13 protein-coding genes are annotated in these 15614 nt (G+C 42.4%); 11 read left to right on the top strand and 2 right to left on the bottom strand.

Annotated features, from left to right (window positions below):
* Positions 1-22: 22 nt before the first annotated feature.
* The 10 genes from E3K36_02435 to E3K36_02390 all read left to right on the top strand — a co-directional run bounded on the left by E3K36_02435 (position 23) and on the right by E3K36_02390 (position 12082).
* Positions 23-700, top strand: coding sequence for an endonuclease V (locus E3K36_02435; GenBank protein MCF6154112.1), 678 nt, complete (start codon positions 23-25; stop codon positions 698-700).
* A gap of 181 nt (positions 701-881) precedes the next feature.
* Positions 882-2591, top strand: a complete 1710-nt coding sequence (gene yvcK / locus E3K36_02430) for a uridine diphosphate-N-acetylglucosamine-binding protein YvcK (GenBank protein MCF6154111.1) — start codon at positions 882-884, stop codon at positions 2589-2591.
* Between the two features lie 348 nt (positions 2592-2939).
* Positions 2940-3962, top strand: coding sequence for a hypothetical protein (locus tag E3K36_02425; protein MCF6154110.1), 1023 nt, complete (start codon positions 2940-2942; stop codon positions 3960-3962).
* 1 nt (position 3963) lies between these two features.
* The gene (locus E3K36_02420; protein MCF6154109.1) at positions 3964-4491 is read left to right on the top strand and encodes a hypothetical protein; all 528 of its coding nucleotides are present in this window, start codon (positions 3964-3966) and stop codon (positions 4489-4491) included.
* Between the two features lie 464 nt (positions 4492-4955).
* The gene (locus E3K36_02415) at positions 4956-6749 is read left to right on the top strand and encodes a V-type ATP synthase subunit A (protein ID MCF6154108.1); all 1794 of its coding nucleotides are present in this window, start codon (positions 4956-4958) and stop codon (positions 6747-6749) included.
* A gap of 33 nt (positions 6750-6782) precedes the next feature.
* Positions 6783-6956: a GxxExxY protein gene (locus E3K36_02410; protein ID MCF6154107.1), complete on the top strand. Its 174-nt coding sequence runs from the start codon at positions 6783-6785 to the stop codon at positions 6954-6956.
* Between the two features lie 107 nt (positions 6957-7063).
* Positions 7064-8491 (top strand): V-type ATP synthase subunit B, encoded by a 1428-nt coding sequence (locus E3K36_02405; protein MCF6154106.1) that lies wholly within the window; start codon positions 7064-7066, stop codon positions 8489-8491.
* Between the two features lie 98 nt (positions 8492-8589).
* A complete protein-coding gene (locus E3K36_02400; GenBank protein MCF6154105.1) occupies positions 8590-9213 on the top strand; it encodes a V-type ATP synthase subunit D in 624 nt (207 codons plus the stop codon).
* Between the two features lie 172 nt (positions 9214-9385).
* Positions 9386-10333: a DUF1722 domain-containing protein gene (locus E3K36_02395; protein MCF6154104.1), complete on the top strand. Its 948-nt coding sequence runs from the start codon at positions 9386-9388 to the stop codon at positions 10331-10333.
* Positions 10334-10603: 270 nt separating this feature from the next.
* Positions 10604-12082 carry a catalase gene (locus E3K36_02390; protein ID MCF6154103.1) on the top strand — a complete coding sequence of 493 codons (1479 nt, stop codon included), beginning with the start codon at positions 10604-10606 and terminating at the stop codon, positions 12080-12082.
* A gap of 405 nt (positions 12083-12487) precedes the next feature.
* On the opposite strand, the gene E3K36_02385 is transcribed toward E3K36_02390, so the two are convergent.
* Both E3K36_02385 and E3K36_02380 read right to left on the bottom strand, forming a co-directional pair.
* On the bottom strand, positions 12488-12910 hold the full coding sequence (locus E3K36_02385; GenBank protein MCF6154102.1) for a cytochrome c: 423 nt from the start codon (positions 12908-12910) through the stop codon (positions 12488-12490).
* Positions 12911-13144: 234 nt separating this feature from the next.
* Positions 13145-14575: an IS1182 family transposase gene (locus E3K36_02380; GenBank protein ID MCF6154101.1), complete on the bottom strand. Its 1431-nt coding sequence runs from the start codon at positions 14573-14575 to the stop codon at positions 13145-13147.
* Positions 14576-15298: 723 nt separating this feature from the next.
* Between E3K36_02380 and E3K36_02375 the strand changes: the two genes are divergently transcribed.
* Complete coding sequence (locus tag E3K36_02375; protein ID MCF6154100.1) at positions 15299-15514, top strand: hypothetical protein; 216 nt, start codon at positions 15299-15301, stop codon at positions 15512-15514.
* Positions 15515-15614 lie beyond the last annotated feature (100 nt).

Genomic DNA, 15614 nt, shown 5'->3' with positions numbered 1-15614 from the left:
TTGAGCAGGCGGGCATTATCAGGTGAAATTCAACCGATTACATTCATGGTGTGTAGACTACAAAAAGGCCGTTCAGATTCAGGATACCTTAAGAGACCTATTAACCTTTAAAAAACCTACGGGAAAAATTTGTACCATAGCAGGGGCAGATGTTTCTTACGACAAGCACAGCGGCCAATTCTTTGCTGGTGTTGTTGTATTTACATTTGGTAAACGATTAGAGAAGATTGAGGAATGTATGGCTGTGGGCAAGGTGAGATTCCCCTATATCCCAGGTCTCCTTTCCTTTCGCGAAGCGCCCATCCTGCTTAAGGCATTTAAAAAACTAAGAAACAGCCCTGACGTCATCCTTTTTGATGGGCAGGGAATTGCCCATCCCCGTCATTTTGGACTGGCGTCGCACATGGGGCTGATCCTCAACAAACCCTCCATCGGATGTGCAAAAAGCCGACTGGTAGGTGAGTATCGTTGTGTCAAAAATGTTGCGGGGGAATATTCGAAACTCTTCTATAAGAACAAAGTCGTAGGCGCTGTCCTGAGGACGAAAGTAAATACCAATCCAATCTTTGTATCCCCTGGCCACAAGACAGATCTGCCGTTTGCTATCCGTATTGCTTTGAAGGCCTGCCGTGGATATCGTATTCCCGAACCAATACGACATGCCCATTTACTGGTAAATAAAGTAAGGAACGCGCAATAGGCATGCCAGTTGTTCCCGTAAACGAACAATATAATTGAATGATTTGAAAGAAAATATATAATGGTTGGCATTAACATAAACATGAATGCGGGTTGTTTTTTATTTCAGTTATGGGCAAAGCTCACTTAGTTTAAATTGACTGAACAGTATAAAAGTATTTACTCAATCGAGGGTATTGTATATGAAAATAAAGGCTGTGATCTTTGATTTGGACGATACATTGTACGATTGTACTGGTTCACTTATTGATGCATCCAGGCGGCGTGCTGCCAGGGCAATGGTCGAGGCGGGACTGCCATGCGCTGAAGAAGATGTCTATCAGTTACAAAAGGAACTTACCGATAGGCACGGTCCATACTATCTCGTATTTAACGAAATCGTGAATAGATATCATGCCGATGACAAATTAGTCAGCATTGCCTACAAGGCGTATAATAGTAGCGAAGTTTCCGAGATTAAACCGTTTCCGGATGTTATGCCTACCCTGAAGGAACTGAGGGATAAAGGCTATAAACTTTTTCTGCTGACCGTTGGCGTCCATGAACGACAGGAAAAAAAGATAAATATCCTTGGATTAAAACCATACTTTGATGAAATTGTAATCAATGATCAGGAAATCGGCCTTCTCATGGAAGATTGCATTCGTGATCTTATCGGAAGATATAATATTAATCCAGGAGAGGCCATCATGGTGGGTGACAGGGCACGGGATGAACTACGAATTGCCAAATTACTGGGAATGACCACCATCCAGATGTTGCATGGAAGATTTAAGTGTGAGCCTGCGGTAAATGAGTGTGACAAGCCGGACTATAAGATCAAACGCATTTTCCAGATTCCTACCATTCTCCAACTCAACAATATGGGAAAGACGCCTGAAAGACTTAAGATTGTTGCAATCGGAGGAGGCACGGGGCTTCCTATCATGCTCGAAGGTTCAAAAACATACAGCAAGCATCTTACTGCTGTGGTAACTGTTACCGATTCTGGGCGAAGTTCTGGTGTTTTAAGAGAAGAATTCGGAATACTCCCACCAGGGGATGCAAGAAATTGCTTAGTGGCGCTTTCTGAAACGGAAGAACAAGAACGGGAACTATACCAGTTGTTCCAGTACAGGTTTAATAGGGGTTCACTGGAGGGTATGAGTCTTGGGAATTTACTGATGACTGCATTAACGGATATAACGGGCAGTTTCGAAGAAGCCATTAAAAAAGCCAGTAAGATATTAAACATCCGGGGAAAGGTACTCCCCTCGACCCTGGACAATACTCATCTTTGTGCACAACTGGAAGATGGAACTTACATAGAAGAAGAATTTAATGTACGCGCAGTAGGGAAGCCACCGATCAAGGAAGTCTTTTTAAAAGACAACAATGTGGCATCTCCATCCGAAGCTGTAGAAGAAATTCTGAAAGCTGATATTATTGTAATAGGCCCGGGCAGTCTTTATACAAGCATTATAACGAATCTTTTAGTTTCAGGTATTCGAAATGCCATTCGAAACAGCAAGGCTACCAAGATTTACGTTTGTAATATTGTTACTCAGCCTGGCCAAACCGATCACTACAAAGTTTCTCATCACATCAATGCAATTATAAAATACCTTGGAGAAGGTGTGCTGGATTATGTTATTGTGAATAATAATATTCCCCGCAAGGACATTCTGGATAGATACCAGAAAGAAGGAGCCGGGGTGGTTTTAATGGATGATGGTGTTTATGATTTGAACGTGAATGTAAAAAAAGCCGATCTGGTCGAAGATGTTAACCAGAAGCGTATTCTCTGGGAAAAGCAAGATTTGCTCCGGCATGATCCAGACAAACTCGCCGATTCAATTTGCAGAGTATATGCAAGTTTGCCATTATTAACAACAAGTGCCAATCAGGCATAGAATTTGTGAATTCCTTCTGCATATGATATTTAGAATCATTCTATATTAGTACTTCGGCTATGTTCTGTCCTTCATACCGAATAATACTCCTCATCTTGCAATCACACAGAAAAGGGCACTGTACTTTTAAAAGTCCCAAGTTGCCGAAGTCCTGACCCGTATTTCTCACAGAAGGGAATTTGTGACATCAAAAAGTTTCAAAATACATAATGCGTTTGCTTTGCAAAACTGATTTTTGCAGACTGAAGCTTTGCCCTTCAGTAAAAACAGGACCCTGAATGACACCGGGTAACATATGTATTGAGATTTTTCATAAAACCTTACTAACAACATAAACAAATCAATAACATGGGAAAAGTCATTTCATTCATCAATTATAAGGGTGGCGTCGGCAAAACGACTACCACCTATCATATCGGATGCACCCTGGCCCTGTTTCACAACAAGAAGGTATTGCTTATCGATGTGGATCCGCAAACTAATCTGACCTTTCACTGCGTTGTACCCGAACGATGGGAATTATTCAAAAAAGATAATGGCACAATTGCCAAACTCTTTGAATTATATTTAAAAGATAGCTTTGATGCCCATCGCATAGAGGATATTATCTGGAAATCACCCATTGAACTTGTAACAAACGGTAAGGTTAACAGAGACCTGGTAAAAAACCTCGACCTGGTCCCGTCTGACGTCGATTTATTGGGCATTGATATCGAATTAGCTGCAAAAACATGGCGGTTCATAGAGTCGGGCTTTTATCAGGAACAACTTCAAATCTTCAGGCGAACGATCAAGGGTATGAAAGAGTTGATCGGTATTAACACTTCGAATGACATACGTGATGCCCTTTATTATATAGAGCAGCGTCATATCCTCAGAAAAGCAATCGACAGGATAAAAGACAACTATGATTATATCCTCATTGATTGCCCTCCCAACCTCTATCTGGTGACTCAAAATGCACTCGTTGCAAGTAATGCCTATATCATAACTACCATACCAGACCATATGTCAACCATAGGAATAAATATACTTATCAAGAAAATCAAAGAATTACATGATAAGATGCATCACAAATGTTGTCTGACGAATACAGAAACACAAAACATAACGATGCAAGGAATAGTATTTACCATGGTGCGTACCGTTGGTCAGAGTATCGTCAGCACCCATAAGGATAAAATGAATGAGCTTCGAAAGGACTATAGTAGCGTATGCTTTGAAAACTTTATTTCATGGGGCGCTGGCTATACCGAGGCTTCTGCACTGGCAGTCCCAGTATTTTTGATGGATGATGAAAATGCAAGGCGCGTCGCAGAACAGTATAAAGCGGTAACAAAGGAATTCTTAGAGAAAGTCAGTGGTGATTAACATGGCAAAAAGGAAAAAAAAACTCGATCTGATAGATACTTTAATAAAAGCAAAAGAATGCCTGTCATTACTTCCAGAGGAGAATGAAAGGCAAAGAATAACACAAATTATCCCGGAAATAATACAAGAACTTGATGTATTACGGGAAAGCATTAGTCGTTTTCCCGATGAATCTGAGACTCGTCAGGTATCCAATGCTATTCACACACTGGTATCATTTTTTGATACCCTGAAAGACAAACCCCTCCTTGCCGAAATACTGCTTCCAAAAAAGGCCAAACCCAGAAAAACGAAAAGCAGTATCGTTGATATTGATACTCTGCAAAAACAATTAGAAGGGCTACCCACAGAGAAGATCCTTGAAGAACTCACAAAACACAAAAAGGACATCCTTATTGAGCTTTCAACGAAGATGAATATAACAGCAAATAGAAAATTGACAAAGGACGCCCTGTCAGACAGGATTTTCAAGCTGGGATTTGCGAATAAGAGAGGTTATGATCTATTAAGCGGTAAAGATAATGAATGAGATTGGATACTTCTAAAAGAAAGGGGGATAAGTTATGGGAAACAAATCATTTGACCTCATTCGGCCTGTAACGTATAGGCTTATTCAACGCTTTTGGTTTATAGGGCTCTTGGTTTCGCTATCCGCTGTACCAACTATTAGCCAGCCAGCATTCAATTCGTTCATTCATGCAGGAGAAGTAACGTTGGAACCATACAGAAATTCGCAGTTTCTGCAAAGAAAAAAGGTTACAAGAAGGCCAAACAAAAGGTAAGGTTGGAAGAAGGTGCGGCAAAGGAGATTGAGCTTAAGATGAAGAAAAAGTAGTAAAACATTCTGAATCTTCCTTGCATCAAAGCTGGCAAATGCGATTCTGATAAAATCAATAAGTTCTTACGCGTATTCTGAACCTGAGATTCATGGCAGGAAATCAGGTTCGATTACGAATATTATAGACTTTTCAAGATATTTTATGAGTTTACTGAATGCCCAATAAAGGAACAATCATCAAGGTTTCTGGCCCCCTTGTCGTAGCCCAAGGATTAAGCGGTACACGAATATATGACATGGTTCGTGTAGGTCGTTACAAACTTTTTGGTGAAGTGGTGGAAATACGCGGTGAAGAATACTCCATCCAGGTCTATGAAGAAACAGAAGGCGTGGGCCCAGGAGAACCCGCCTATCCTACTTATGGCGCCTTTAGTGTAGAACTGGGGCCCGGACTCATCGGTAGAATTTATGATGGTGTCCAGAGACCCCTGGATGCGCTGAATCGTTTATATGGTGATTACGTTGTAAGAGGAGTTGAACATCCACCGCTGGATAGGAAAAAGAAGTGGCATTTTCATCCTTTGAAACAGACTGGTGACGAAGTCTTTCCCGGCGATGTCATTGGATATGTCCAGGAATCAAAACTTGTACAACATAAGATCATGGTTCCAATGGATATTAAAGGAAAGCTTTCTATGATGGAAGAAAAAGAAGCAACGATAGAGGATGTCATTGCAAGGATTGAGACGGATACAGGAACCAAAGAGTTGACTATGCTCCAGAAGTGGCCGGTAAGACAACCGCGGGAGGTAAAGAAAAAACAACATACCACAGTTCCCCTGGTTACAGGCCAACGGATTATTGATATGTTTTTCCCTGTTACAAAGGGTGGCGTTGCCTGCATACCTGGTCCTTTTGGAAGTGGAAAGACTGTAATCCAGCATCAACTTGCCCGTTGGGCGGATGCAGATATAATTGTTTATGTAGGGTGTGGTGAACGCGGGAATGAAATGACAGAGGTGTTGATTGATTTCCCCGTCTTAAAGGACCCGAAAACGGGTGAACCTCTCATGGAGCGAACGGTATTGATTGCCAATACTTCTAATATGCCTGTAGCGGCACGGGAGGCGTCCATATTTACGGGAATTACTATTGCCGAGTATTACCGGGATATGGGGTACAGCGTTGCCCTCATGGCCGATTCCACCTCTCGTTGGGGCGAGGCCATGCGTGAGATGTCCGGTCGGCTTGAAGAGATGCCTGGCGAAGAAGGTTTTCCGACATATCTGGGTTCCAGACTTGCCAGTTTTTATGAGCGAGCGGGAAATGTGGTCTGTCTTGGTTCAGATGGACGGCAGGGAAGTGTAAGTGTGGTTGGGGCAGTCTCGCCCCCGGGAGGGGATTTGTCTGAACCAGTAACCCAAAGCACCTTGCGGGTTGTCAAGGCCTTCTGGGGACTCGATGACAGGCTGGCTTCTCAAAGACAATTCCCGGCGATTAATTGGTTGACCAGCTACTCCCTTTACCAAGATGTCATGGATGAGTTTTCTACTATTCATGTCCATAAGGACTGGAAGGCATATCGAATGAAGGCAATGGAAATATTACAAAAGGAGGCTGAACTGGAGGAATTAGTACGGTTAGTAGGTATAGAATCCCTTTCCGAAAGGGATCGACTCCGCATGGAAGTCGCCCGGATAATCCGCGAAGATTTTCTGTATCAGAATGCCTATGATCTCCGTGATACGTATAGTTCCCTGAAAAAACAGTTCCTTATGTTAGCCATAATTCTCAAATTTTATGACATGGCAAATGAATTGTTGCAATCGCACGTTGAGCTTTCAGCCATAATCTCCATACCGGCCTTATCAGTCATTGCCCAAATGCGGTTTATCACAGAAGAGAATCTTGATGAGTTTGATAAACTGGAAACGAAGATGATAAATGAATTAAAAGAATTACTACGAGGTAGAGAGGTATTACACCAGACAGATAAAATAACCGTTTGAAACTATAAAGATCGAAAATTAAAGAAATTCTATATCCCTGATTTCATTGTTTATAATGAAGTAATCGTTGAAATAAAAGCTGAGAAATCTTTAACGAGGGTTGACGAAGCACAGGTGATAAATAGCCTTGTTATTAGTCGTCATGATATAGGATTACTTCTAAATTTTGGTGAAGAGTCTCTTTGTTATAAGAAATTCATAAGTTAGATTTCATAAATACAGATTACACAGATTATTCGGATGAATAAAAAAAATCTGCGTAATCTGCGAAATCTGTGGTTAAGTTTTGGTATTATTTATTACGAGGCAGAGAATTGTTTAAGGAATATTTGAACATTCGAGATATCATCGGCCCACTTGTCCTGTTACAGGATGTAGAAGGGGTTTCTTATGGCGAACTTGCCGAAATAAAATTAATCAGTGGTGAGGTGCGGCGTGGGAGAGTACTGGAGATCGCAGACCGAAAGGCCCTCATTCAGGTATTTGAAGGAACACAGGGAATCGCCAGGGATAATGCGAAAGTAAAATTCCTGGGTAAAGGGATGGAGATTGGTGTATCGCCCGATATTATAGGAAGGATCTTCAATGGTGCAGGTAAAACGATTGATGAAGGCCCCCCTATCATTCCGACTAAATTTTTAAATATCAACGGCAATCCGATCAATCCTTGCGCCAGAGATTATCCAAAAGAATTTATACAAACGGGCGTTTCTGCTATTGATGGGATGAATTCACTCGTACGTGGCCAAAAACTTCCAATTTTTTCAGGTGCCGGGCTTCCCCATGCAAAGATTGCCGCTCAGATAGCACGTCAGGCCAGTGTGCTTCAGGCCGAAGAAAAATTTGCAGTGATCTTTGCAGCCATGGGAATCACCTTTGAGGAGTCTGATTATTTTATAACGGGTTTTAAACGGACAGGCGCCATCGAGCGGGCGGTACTCTTCATTAATCTGGCTGATGATCCAACCATAGAGCGTATTGCCGTACCGCGTATGGCACTGACCGTAGCCGAATATCTTGCATACGAGCAGGATGCACACATTTTGGTCATACTCACGGATATGACAAACTATTGTGATGCCCTTCGTGAAATCTCTGCAGCGCGAAAAGAGATGCCAGGACGCCGTGGGTATCCAGGTTATTTATATACCGATCTTGCCACCCTCTATGAACGCGCAGGACGGATAAAAGGTAAAAAAGGTTCTATTACCCAGATACCCATCCTGACGATGCCGGAAGACGACAAGACACATCCTATCCCTGACCTCACAGGCTATATCACAGAAGGACAGCTCATCCTCAGCCGTTTACTCCATTCACAAGGTATATATCCTCCCATTGACGTCTTGCCCTCACTTTCCCGGCTCAAAGACAAAGGGATCGGTAAGGACAGGACACGGGAAGATCATTTTGACGTGGTAAATCAACTCTATGCGGCCTATGCCAGGGGAAAGAATGTCAAAGAACTGGCTGTGGTACTGGGAGAGGCAGCTTTGACACCCATGGATGTGCAGTATATAAAATTTTCCGAACTCTTTGAAAAAATATTTCTTCAACAGGGCGAGGAAGAGGATAGAACAATCGAAGAAACACTGAACCTTGGCTGGAAGATTTTAGGATTTTTACCGAAAACAGAATTAAAAAGGATTAAACAAGAATATATTGAAAAATATTACAAACCCTTATCCTCTGAAACATATTTGGAATTAATGGGAACGCAGATTTCCGCAGATATACGCTGACTTTGTCGTGAGCGCTCAGTCAAACGACAATAATTTTGTTTTTATTTTCCAAATCATGATAATCCGTACTCATCCGTGTCCAAAATAAATAATAAACTATGAAATTACAAATTAATGCAACCAGGATGGAGTTTTTTAAGTTACGCCGAAGACTTTCTCTGGCCATGCGCGGGCACAAACTCCTGAAAGATAAAAACGAAGGTCTGATGAAAGAGTTTTTAACTTTGGTGAGGACGTACAAAGAAGTCCGTCAAAGATTGGATGCAGATTTACCCAATCGTATGAAAATGTTTCTCCTTGCGCAGATTACCTCTTCCTCCCATTGTATAACCACTGCTTTGGAGCAATCGAAAGGAACATTAGAACTCAAGATTCTTGAGAGAAGCATACTGAATATTAAAGTACCCATATTTGAGGTGTCCTTAACCGAAAATACCTCTTATAGTCTTATGGATACACCTGTAGAACTTGACGATGCCATTAGACAACTTAAGGAATTTTTTTCTTCTATTGTAAAGACAGCTGAACTTGAGCAATCCATGCGTTTGCTGGCAAAAGAGATAGGAAAGATCCGCAGGAGAATAAACGCCCTGGAATATATATTAATTCCACAATTACAGGATTCCATAAAATTCATCAAGTCAAAATTGGACGAAATGGAACGTTCCAATATAAGCAGGCTCATGAAGATAAAAGAGATGCTGGTCTCAAAAACACGGTAGCAAGCACAGAGAGAAATTGTAAAGGCAAAAAACGCTGGCCCAAAGCAGTTTAAAATGAGGTTATTTGCCATGAAAACAGCATCGATCACTATATCCATGGTTCTCCTGGAAGCCGTAAAAATTGCAATTGAAGAAGAAAAAGAAGTGAAAGGAATTATCGGGTCCTGAAACCATGCATGAAAAAATCAAAATAGGCATCAGCTCCTGTTTGCTTGGTGAAAAGGTGCGTTATGACGGCGGACACAAACTTGACCGCTTTATAACGGATACCCTTGGGCAGTATTTCAAATGGGTGCCTGTTTGCCCTGAATGTGAATACGGACTTCCCGTACCAAGGGAACCTTTACGCCTGGTGGGAAGACCGGAAACTCCGCGGCTCATAACCATCAGGACCGGTATTGACCATACGGAAAAGATGCTACAGTGGGCAGAGAAAAAACTCGGAGAATTAGAACAGGAAAATCTCTGCGGTTTCATCTTTAAGAGCAAATCCCCAAGTTCCGGCATTGTCGGTATCAAAGTATATACTCCGTCTGGTATACCCAGTCAACGCGGCACTGGCATCTTTGGCGGTGCTTTCATGAGACACTTTCCACTCACCCCGGTAATTGATGACGGACGTCTCCACAACCCCCAGTTAAGGGAAAATTTTATTGAGAATGTTTTTGTTTTTCAGCGATGGCAGAAGATACAGAAATCTAAGAGCATTAACGACCTGGTTGAGTTTCATACCAACCACAAACTTCTGATGCTGGCTCATAGTCCAAAGCATTACACATCCCTGGGTCAACTCGTGGCAAGTGCAAAAAGGGTAAAGCGGGAAGACCTGTTTTCTGCATATATTCAGGGTTTCACGGAAGGAATGAGATTCCTTGCAACGCCAAAGAAGAACGCAAATGTCCTGTTGCATATTTCAGGATACTTTAAAAAACTTATATCGGCTGATGAAAAGCAGGAATTACTTGAAATTATTGAAAATTATCGCATGTGTTTTATTCCACTAATTGTTCCCATCACCCTGGTAAAACATTACCTCAGAAAATACAACATCGTTTATTTACAAAGACAGCACTATCTCAATCCCCATCCGATGGAACTCATGCTGCGAAACCATGTATAACCTTTAACTACGGAAGATACGTATGGTTTAAAATGATACCGTGTTGCATTGTCTAATTTCTTTCTTAGTTTTGCGCAAGCGGGACGCATACGCTACCATATATGCAATAGAAAAGAGGCTTTTCCGCTCTTAAACAGAATAATAAATGCCAAGCCCCCTCTTTTCCCATTGACATTTATAATCAGTTAGAAGTATGCTTGGTGACAAGATAGAAACTGTATCATAATTTGTTAGCCTGTCCAAATCTCAAAACCCAAAAGGAGAACGACCATGGAAGACGAAAAGAAGAAACTGACCAACAACGCTGGAGCCCCCGTTCCGGACAATCAGAATGTAATGACCGCTGGACCACGTGGCCCGATGCTGCTGCAGGATGTCTGGTTCCTGGAAAAGCTCGCACACTTCGACCGAGAAGTCATCCCTGAGCGGAGAATGCACGCAAAGGGTTCTGGCGCATACGGTACCTTTACCGTCACCCACGACATCACCCGTTATACAAAAGCAAAGATTTTCTCCCAAATTGGGAAAAAGACCGATCTTTTCACCCGTTTTTCAACGGTGGCAGGGGAGCGTGGCTCGGCAGACGCAGAGCGAGACATTCGGGGCTTTGCCGTCAAGTTCTACACGGAGGAGGGTAACTGGGACCTCGTAGGGAACAACACGCCCGTCTTTTTTCTGCGGGATCCCCTGAAGTTTCCCGACCTCAACCACGCCGTAAAGCGAGATCCCCGAACAAATCTGCGCAGCGCCCGCAACAACTGGGATTTCTGGACTTCGCTTCCTGAGGCACTACACCAAATCACCATTGTCATGAGTGACCGTGGTATACCTGCTTCCTACCGCCACATGCACGGATTCGGCAGCCACACATTCAGCCTCATCAACGCCAAAGGCGATCGGCACTGGGTTAAGTTCCATCTGGTCTGCCAGCAGGGCATTAAGAACCTGACCGATGCGCAGGCCGAGGCAATCATCGGGAATGACCGGGATAGCCATCAGCGTGACCTTTATGAAAGCATCGAGAGGCGGGATTTCCCCCGGTGGAAGCTTTTCATTCAGGTAATGACGGAGAAGGATGCAGTTGCCTGCCCGTACAACCCCTTCGACCTCACAAAGGTGTGGTTCCACAAGGACTACCCCCTCATCGAAGTGGGAATAATGGAGCTGAATCGCAACCCTGAAAACTACTTCGCCGAAGTGGAGCAGTCGGCCTTCAACCCGGCGAATGTGGTGCCCGGCATCGGCTTCTCGCCGGACAAGATGCTGCAGGGACGCCTCTTCTCTTACGGCGACGCCCAACGCTACCGTCTCGGTGTGAACCATCATCTGATCCCTGTAAATGCCTCACGTTGTCCCTTCCATAGCTATCACCGCGACGGAGCTATGCGGGTTGATGGCAACTATGGCGGTACTCCCGGTTACGAGCCCAACAGTTACGGCGAATGGAAGCAGCAGCCGGAATTCGCCGAGCCTTCCCTCGGCCTGGAGGGATCAGCTGACCACTGGAATCACCGGGAGGATGAGGACTACTTCAGCCAGCCCGGCATGCTGTTCCGTCTCATGAGCCCCGAGCAGCAAGAGGCCCTCTTCAGTAACACTGCACGCGCCCTGGCAGACACACCAAAGGAAATCAAAATTCGCCATGTAGGACACTGCCTGAAGGCCGATCCTGCCTATGGCAAAGGGGTAGCTGATGCGATTGGTATATCGATCAGCGAAATAAATCAAATAGGAAACACTATCAGCTAACAAAGGTATACGGCAGAAGAACAGCCAAATTCAGGCGTTAGGTTAAAAACATTTTTCATGCCCTACGTGAGCGGCCAGTTATGATATGAAATAATATCTAATACAATAATTAATACTATTAATAAAAAACCCACTTAATTAAAATTGCTATACACAGCGTCATTAATCAGATACGAATCCCCGTTTTCACAGGGACAAGCATGTCATTCCCGCGAAAGCGGGAATCCAGAAAAACGCTGGATTCCGGGTCAAGCCCGGAATGACAGACAGTTGTAAACTTATGTCGCTATGTATAAACATTATCGGGACACGAGGCACAGCACGTTCTCTATGCTGGACCCAACTTTCCGGTAGGACAGGTCATGCAGCCAATGTAAATCTGGTTTGAAAAGATACCCGTGGACTTCATTGTTTACGGGTTTCCGGGGTATAATGTGCCTGAAGGTAGGCAATAACCTTCTTTATCTCATCCTCCGGGATAAGAGCCCCGTACGTGCTGATCATTTTATAAACCTCGTCTTCCCATGTGGCCGCCGGAAGCGGGGGCTGCATGGTAATATACGTAACGCTGTGGCACAAGTCGCAATAACCTTGTATAATCTCGCGGCCTTCACCCGGAGTCAATTCAGGGGTATAAAGGGGATATGGCCCTACATTATAAATTGAATCCAACGATTGTTGGATAGAATCGGGCTGAATAATACTGTGCAAAATTCCTTTACTATACTGACCACCACGAACCAGTCCGGGGAGATCCGTTTTAGCTAAAAGAGGTTTATTCAAGGTGATTACAAGAAGCCCTATGAGAATATATATTATCTTTTTCATTCCAGACCTTTCTATGGTCAGCAATTAAAATAAATATCGTCTAAATCTTATTTTTCATCAAGTTACGCACGAACACGGACAAACAAACAGACTGTGCCAAATGAAACTGTTCTTTGACAAAAAAGTTTGAAAAAGAAACCCTAGCAGGCACTATTTTTCAAAAGCGAGTTGTTTCAAGCTGAAATAATATGATAAGTGACTATCGATATCACATAGACAACGGCTCTTTCTATTTTACACCCCTTGTAACTTTAGTATCAGGGCAGGAATTCCAACAAGTGTTATCATTCTGGCTATATTGAAACAGGTAGATAAAAGAGAAAGTTCTGCATTAACACCTTTTCTCCCACGCAATAAAAATTGTCCTGCTGCTAAATTTCGTTTCATGTGGCCAAAGGGCAATTCCACCTTTTGTTTTCGTAAGCGGTAGACTTCTTGTCCCTCACGACTACGATAAATAGCTTCAAGGCGCTCTTTGAGCGGTTCCTCTCTCATGCGGGTAATTCTTCTTCCATACCGAGATGAAGTACAAACGCCAAAATGAGGACATCTCTGGCAATCTTTGCCGTTTGCCTTATAACTCATTTCACGGGGTTTAGAACCATAATACGTTAGTCTCTTTCCTTCAGGACAAACATATTCGTCTTTGGAAGAATCATAACGGAATTGCTCTTTGTCAAACGGCTTTACCGGATGAATGCCATTCTCCTTTTGCGCTTGTTTTTGTGTAGGCATGACGACCGTGATATCTTCAGGTATCTGCTTTAAATCTTCAAGGCTAAAATAGCCAGAGTCGCTACAGGCTACCCTGGGTTTATCTCCTATAACCTCACTGGCTTCCTTGAGCTGATTGTGAAATTGATTCAGATCGTTGTTTTCACTCACCGCCTCGCTTGAGACAATCAAACCGTTCTTTTCGTCAACTACCATTTGAGCATTATATGAGGCATGGGTTCCCTGACGTCCTTTCGCTTTTACACAATCCGGATCTACGGTATTGATTGAGGACTTCTTGGTCTCCTTGAGGGTCTTAGCGATATCCTGAATCGTTGCCTGTAATTTCTCTTGATCCATCAGTTCCTTTTTTATCTTAACCAAAGACTCTTTTTCTTCTTCTTGCTGGTCGATACGTTCTGCCTCATCTACCAAACGATCTATGTTCTTTGATATCTTCTCAAGATACTCTTCGCACTTTTTATCAGTCCAGGTATTCTTGATAGAAGCATCTGCTCGAAATTTACTGCCATCGATAAATAAAGTGTTCCCCTCTACAAGATCGAGTTTTATACACAGTCTTACACTTTGCTTGAGGACGTTTTTAATAGCCTCTTTATATTCACTGCGAAATCGGGCTATTGTCCGATAATCGGGTTTTAACCCAGACACCAACCAGATAAACGATAGATTATGATGGCAAGCCCTTTCCAACCTTCGGGAACTACGATTACCATAGGAATATCCGTAAATGATCAGCTTGAGCATCGCTTTAGGATAATATTCATGGGCTCCTGCTTTATCGCCTTGAAGAACAATCCCTAATTCTTCAAATTTAAGAGCATCTACAAATGTATCATACACCCTTACAGGGTCTTCAGGGCCAATGTATTCATCTATTGTTGGAGGAAAAAAGGTTATTTGTCTTCGATTCCCTATTTTGTATGACATGGTATACCTCCTTGGTTCTATTTTGGTTCTATTGAAGATATTTGATTCGTAGGAAATTATACCGTATTTGAGCCTCGTTTCATCAATAAATACTGTATATAGACAAATTTTTTCATTTGACCCAGTCTGATCGTTTGTCCGTGTTGAACTTGTACGACGACGTCTATCGTGTTATCTTGTTAAAACTTCAATGTGAACATTTTTTGGAATCTTCCCCATGCATACTTCACGTGGTTCAATACTTACCTGCGAACACCGATAGCGTTTCGGTTCCTAGTCAGAACGAGTTGGAAAAAACGTACAGATATAATTATTAAGAGAAGTATTTGATGTTCAGGATTGGCTTTCAGGAATTACATGAAAACCGGCAGCTATGAAATGTCAGTCACAGGCTGCAACCTTTAATGCACCCTTATATCTTCTCAGGAAACAAAAAGATTATTTCTGACATTTCATGCCATACAATAATTCATCAATTATTTCATTAATAGTATGACCTAAATCCACCGGGGCAGATGAAAAGAAGGAATCGTCCTTTTTTATCGGAATTGGTTTTATTTTTTTCTAGGAATTTTATGGATTTTCCATCTTCTTTTTTTGCTTTACTGTACTCATTTCTTCGCATTTACATAATTATAAAACATTTGTCAATGGGAAATTACTGGTAAATTTGACATATAATTCGGTTTGCAGTGATCTTAAAATCGGCTGGGAAAGTATGAAATGACAATAAGAAGTGTAGTTATATCCATCTTATCCATCATCATTGCCGGTTGTGCATCTTTACCACCTGTTGAAGACAATCAGACAGAACGTCAGGTAATCGATATATACGATAGTAAAGGGAAGGTAAAAGAGCATGTGGTTATCAAGAATGAATATATTACAATTTATGATAAGGATTGGAAGAGAAAAGGGCATGGAAAGATGCAACAATAACGTAACTCTGGTACATTCTTAGAATATACTTATTTTTGCTTGCTCTGCTTTTTTGCTTCTTCCCAAACTTTTTGCGCCTGCTTGTTCCCAAACCTTGTGC

Origin of the sequence: Candidatus Brocadia sp. (assembly GCA_021646415.1) — a bacterium.
Lineage (GTDB): Bacteria > Planctomycetota > Brocadiia > Brocadiales > Brocadiaceae > Brocadia.
This window is presented reverse-complemented; position numbering and strand designations above follow the sequence as displayed.

Excerpts from the sequence above, each read along its gene's own strand:
- E3K36_02390 (MCF6154103.1), top strand. The coding sequence starts at position 10,604 with ATGGAAGACGAAAAGAAGAAACTGACCAACAACGCTGGAGCCCCCGTT.
- E3K36_02400 (MCF6154105.1), top strand. The coding sequence starts at position 8,590 with ATGAAATTACAAATTAATGCAACCAGGATGGAGTTTTTTAAGTTACGC.
- yvcK (MCF6154111.1), top strand. The coding sequence starts at position 882 with ATGAAAATAAAGGCTGTGATCTTTGATTTGGACGATACATTGTACGAT.
- E3K36_02375 (MCF6154100.1), top strand. The coding sequence starts at position 15,299 with ATGACAATAAGAAGTGTAGTTATATCCATCTTATCCATCATCATTGCC.
- E3K36_02420 (MCF6154109.1), top strand. The coding sequence starts at position 3,964 with ATGGCAAAAAGGAAAAAAAAACTCGATCTGATAGATACTTTAATAAAA.
- E3K36_02425 (MCF6154110.1), top strand. The coding sequence starts at position 2,940 with ATGGGAAAAGTCATTTCATTCATCAATTATAAGGGTGGCGTCGGCAAA.
- E3K36_02385 (MCF6154102.1), bottom strand. The coding sequence starts at position 12,910 with ATGAAAAAGATAATATATATTCTCATAGGGCTTCTTGTAATCACCTTG.
- E3K36_02395 (MCF6154104.1), top strand. The coding sequence starts at position 9,386 with ATGCATGAAAAAATCAAAATAGGCATCAGCTCCTGTTTGCTTGGTGAA.
- E3K36_02380 (MCF6154101.1), bottom strand. The coding sequence starts at position 14,575 with ATGTCATACAAAATAGGGAATCGAAGACAAATAACCTTTTTTCCTCCA.
- E3K36_02415 (MCF6154108.1), top strand. The coding sequence starts at position 4,956 with ATGCCCAATAAAGGAACAATCATCAAGGTTTCTGGCCCCCTTGTCGTA.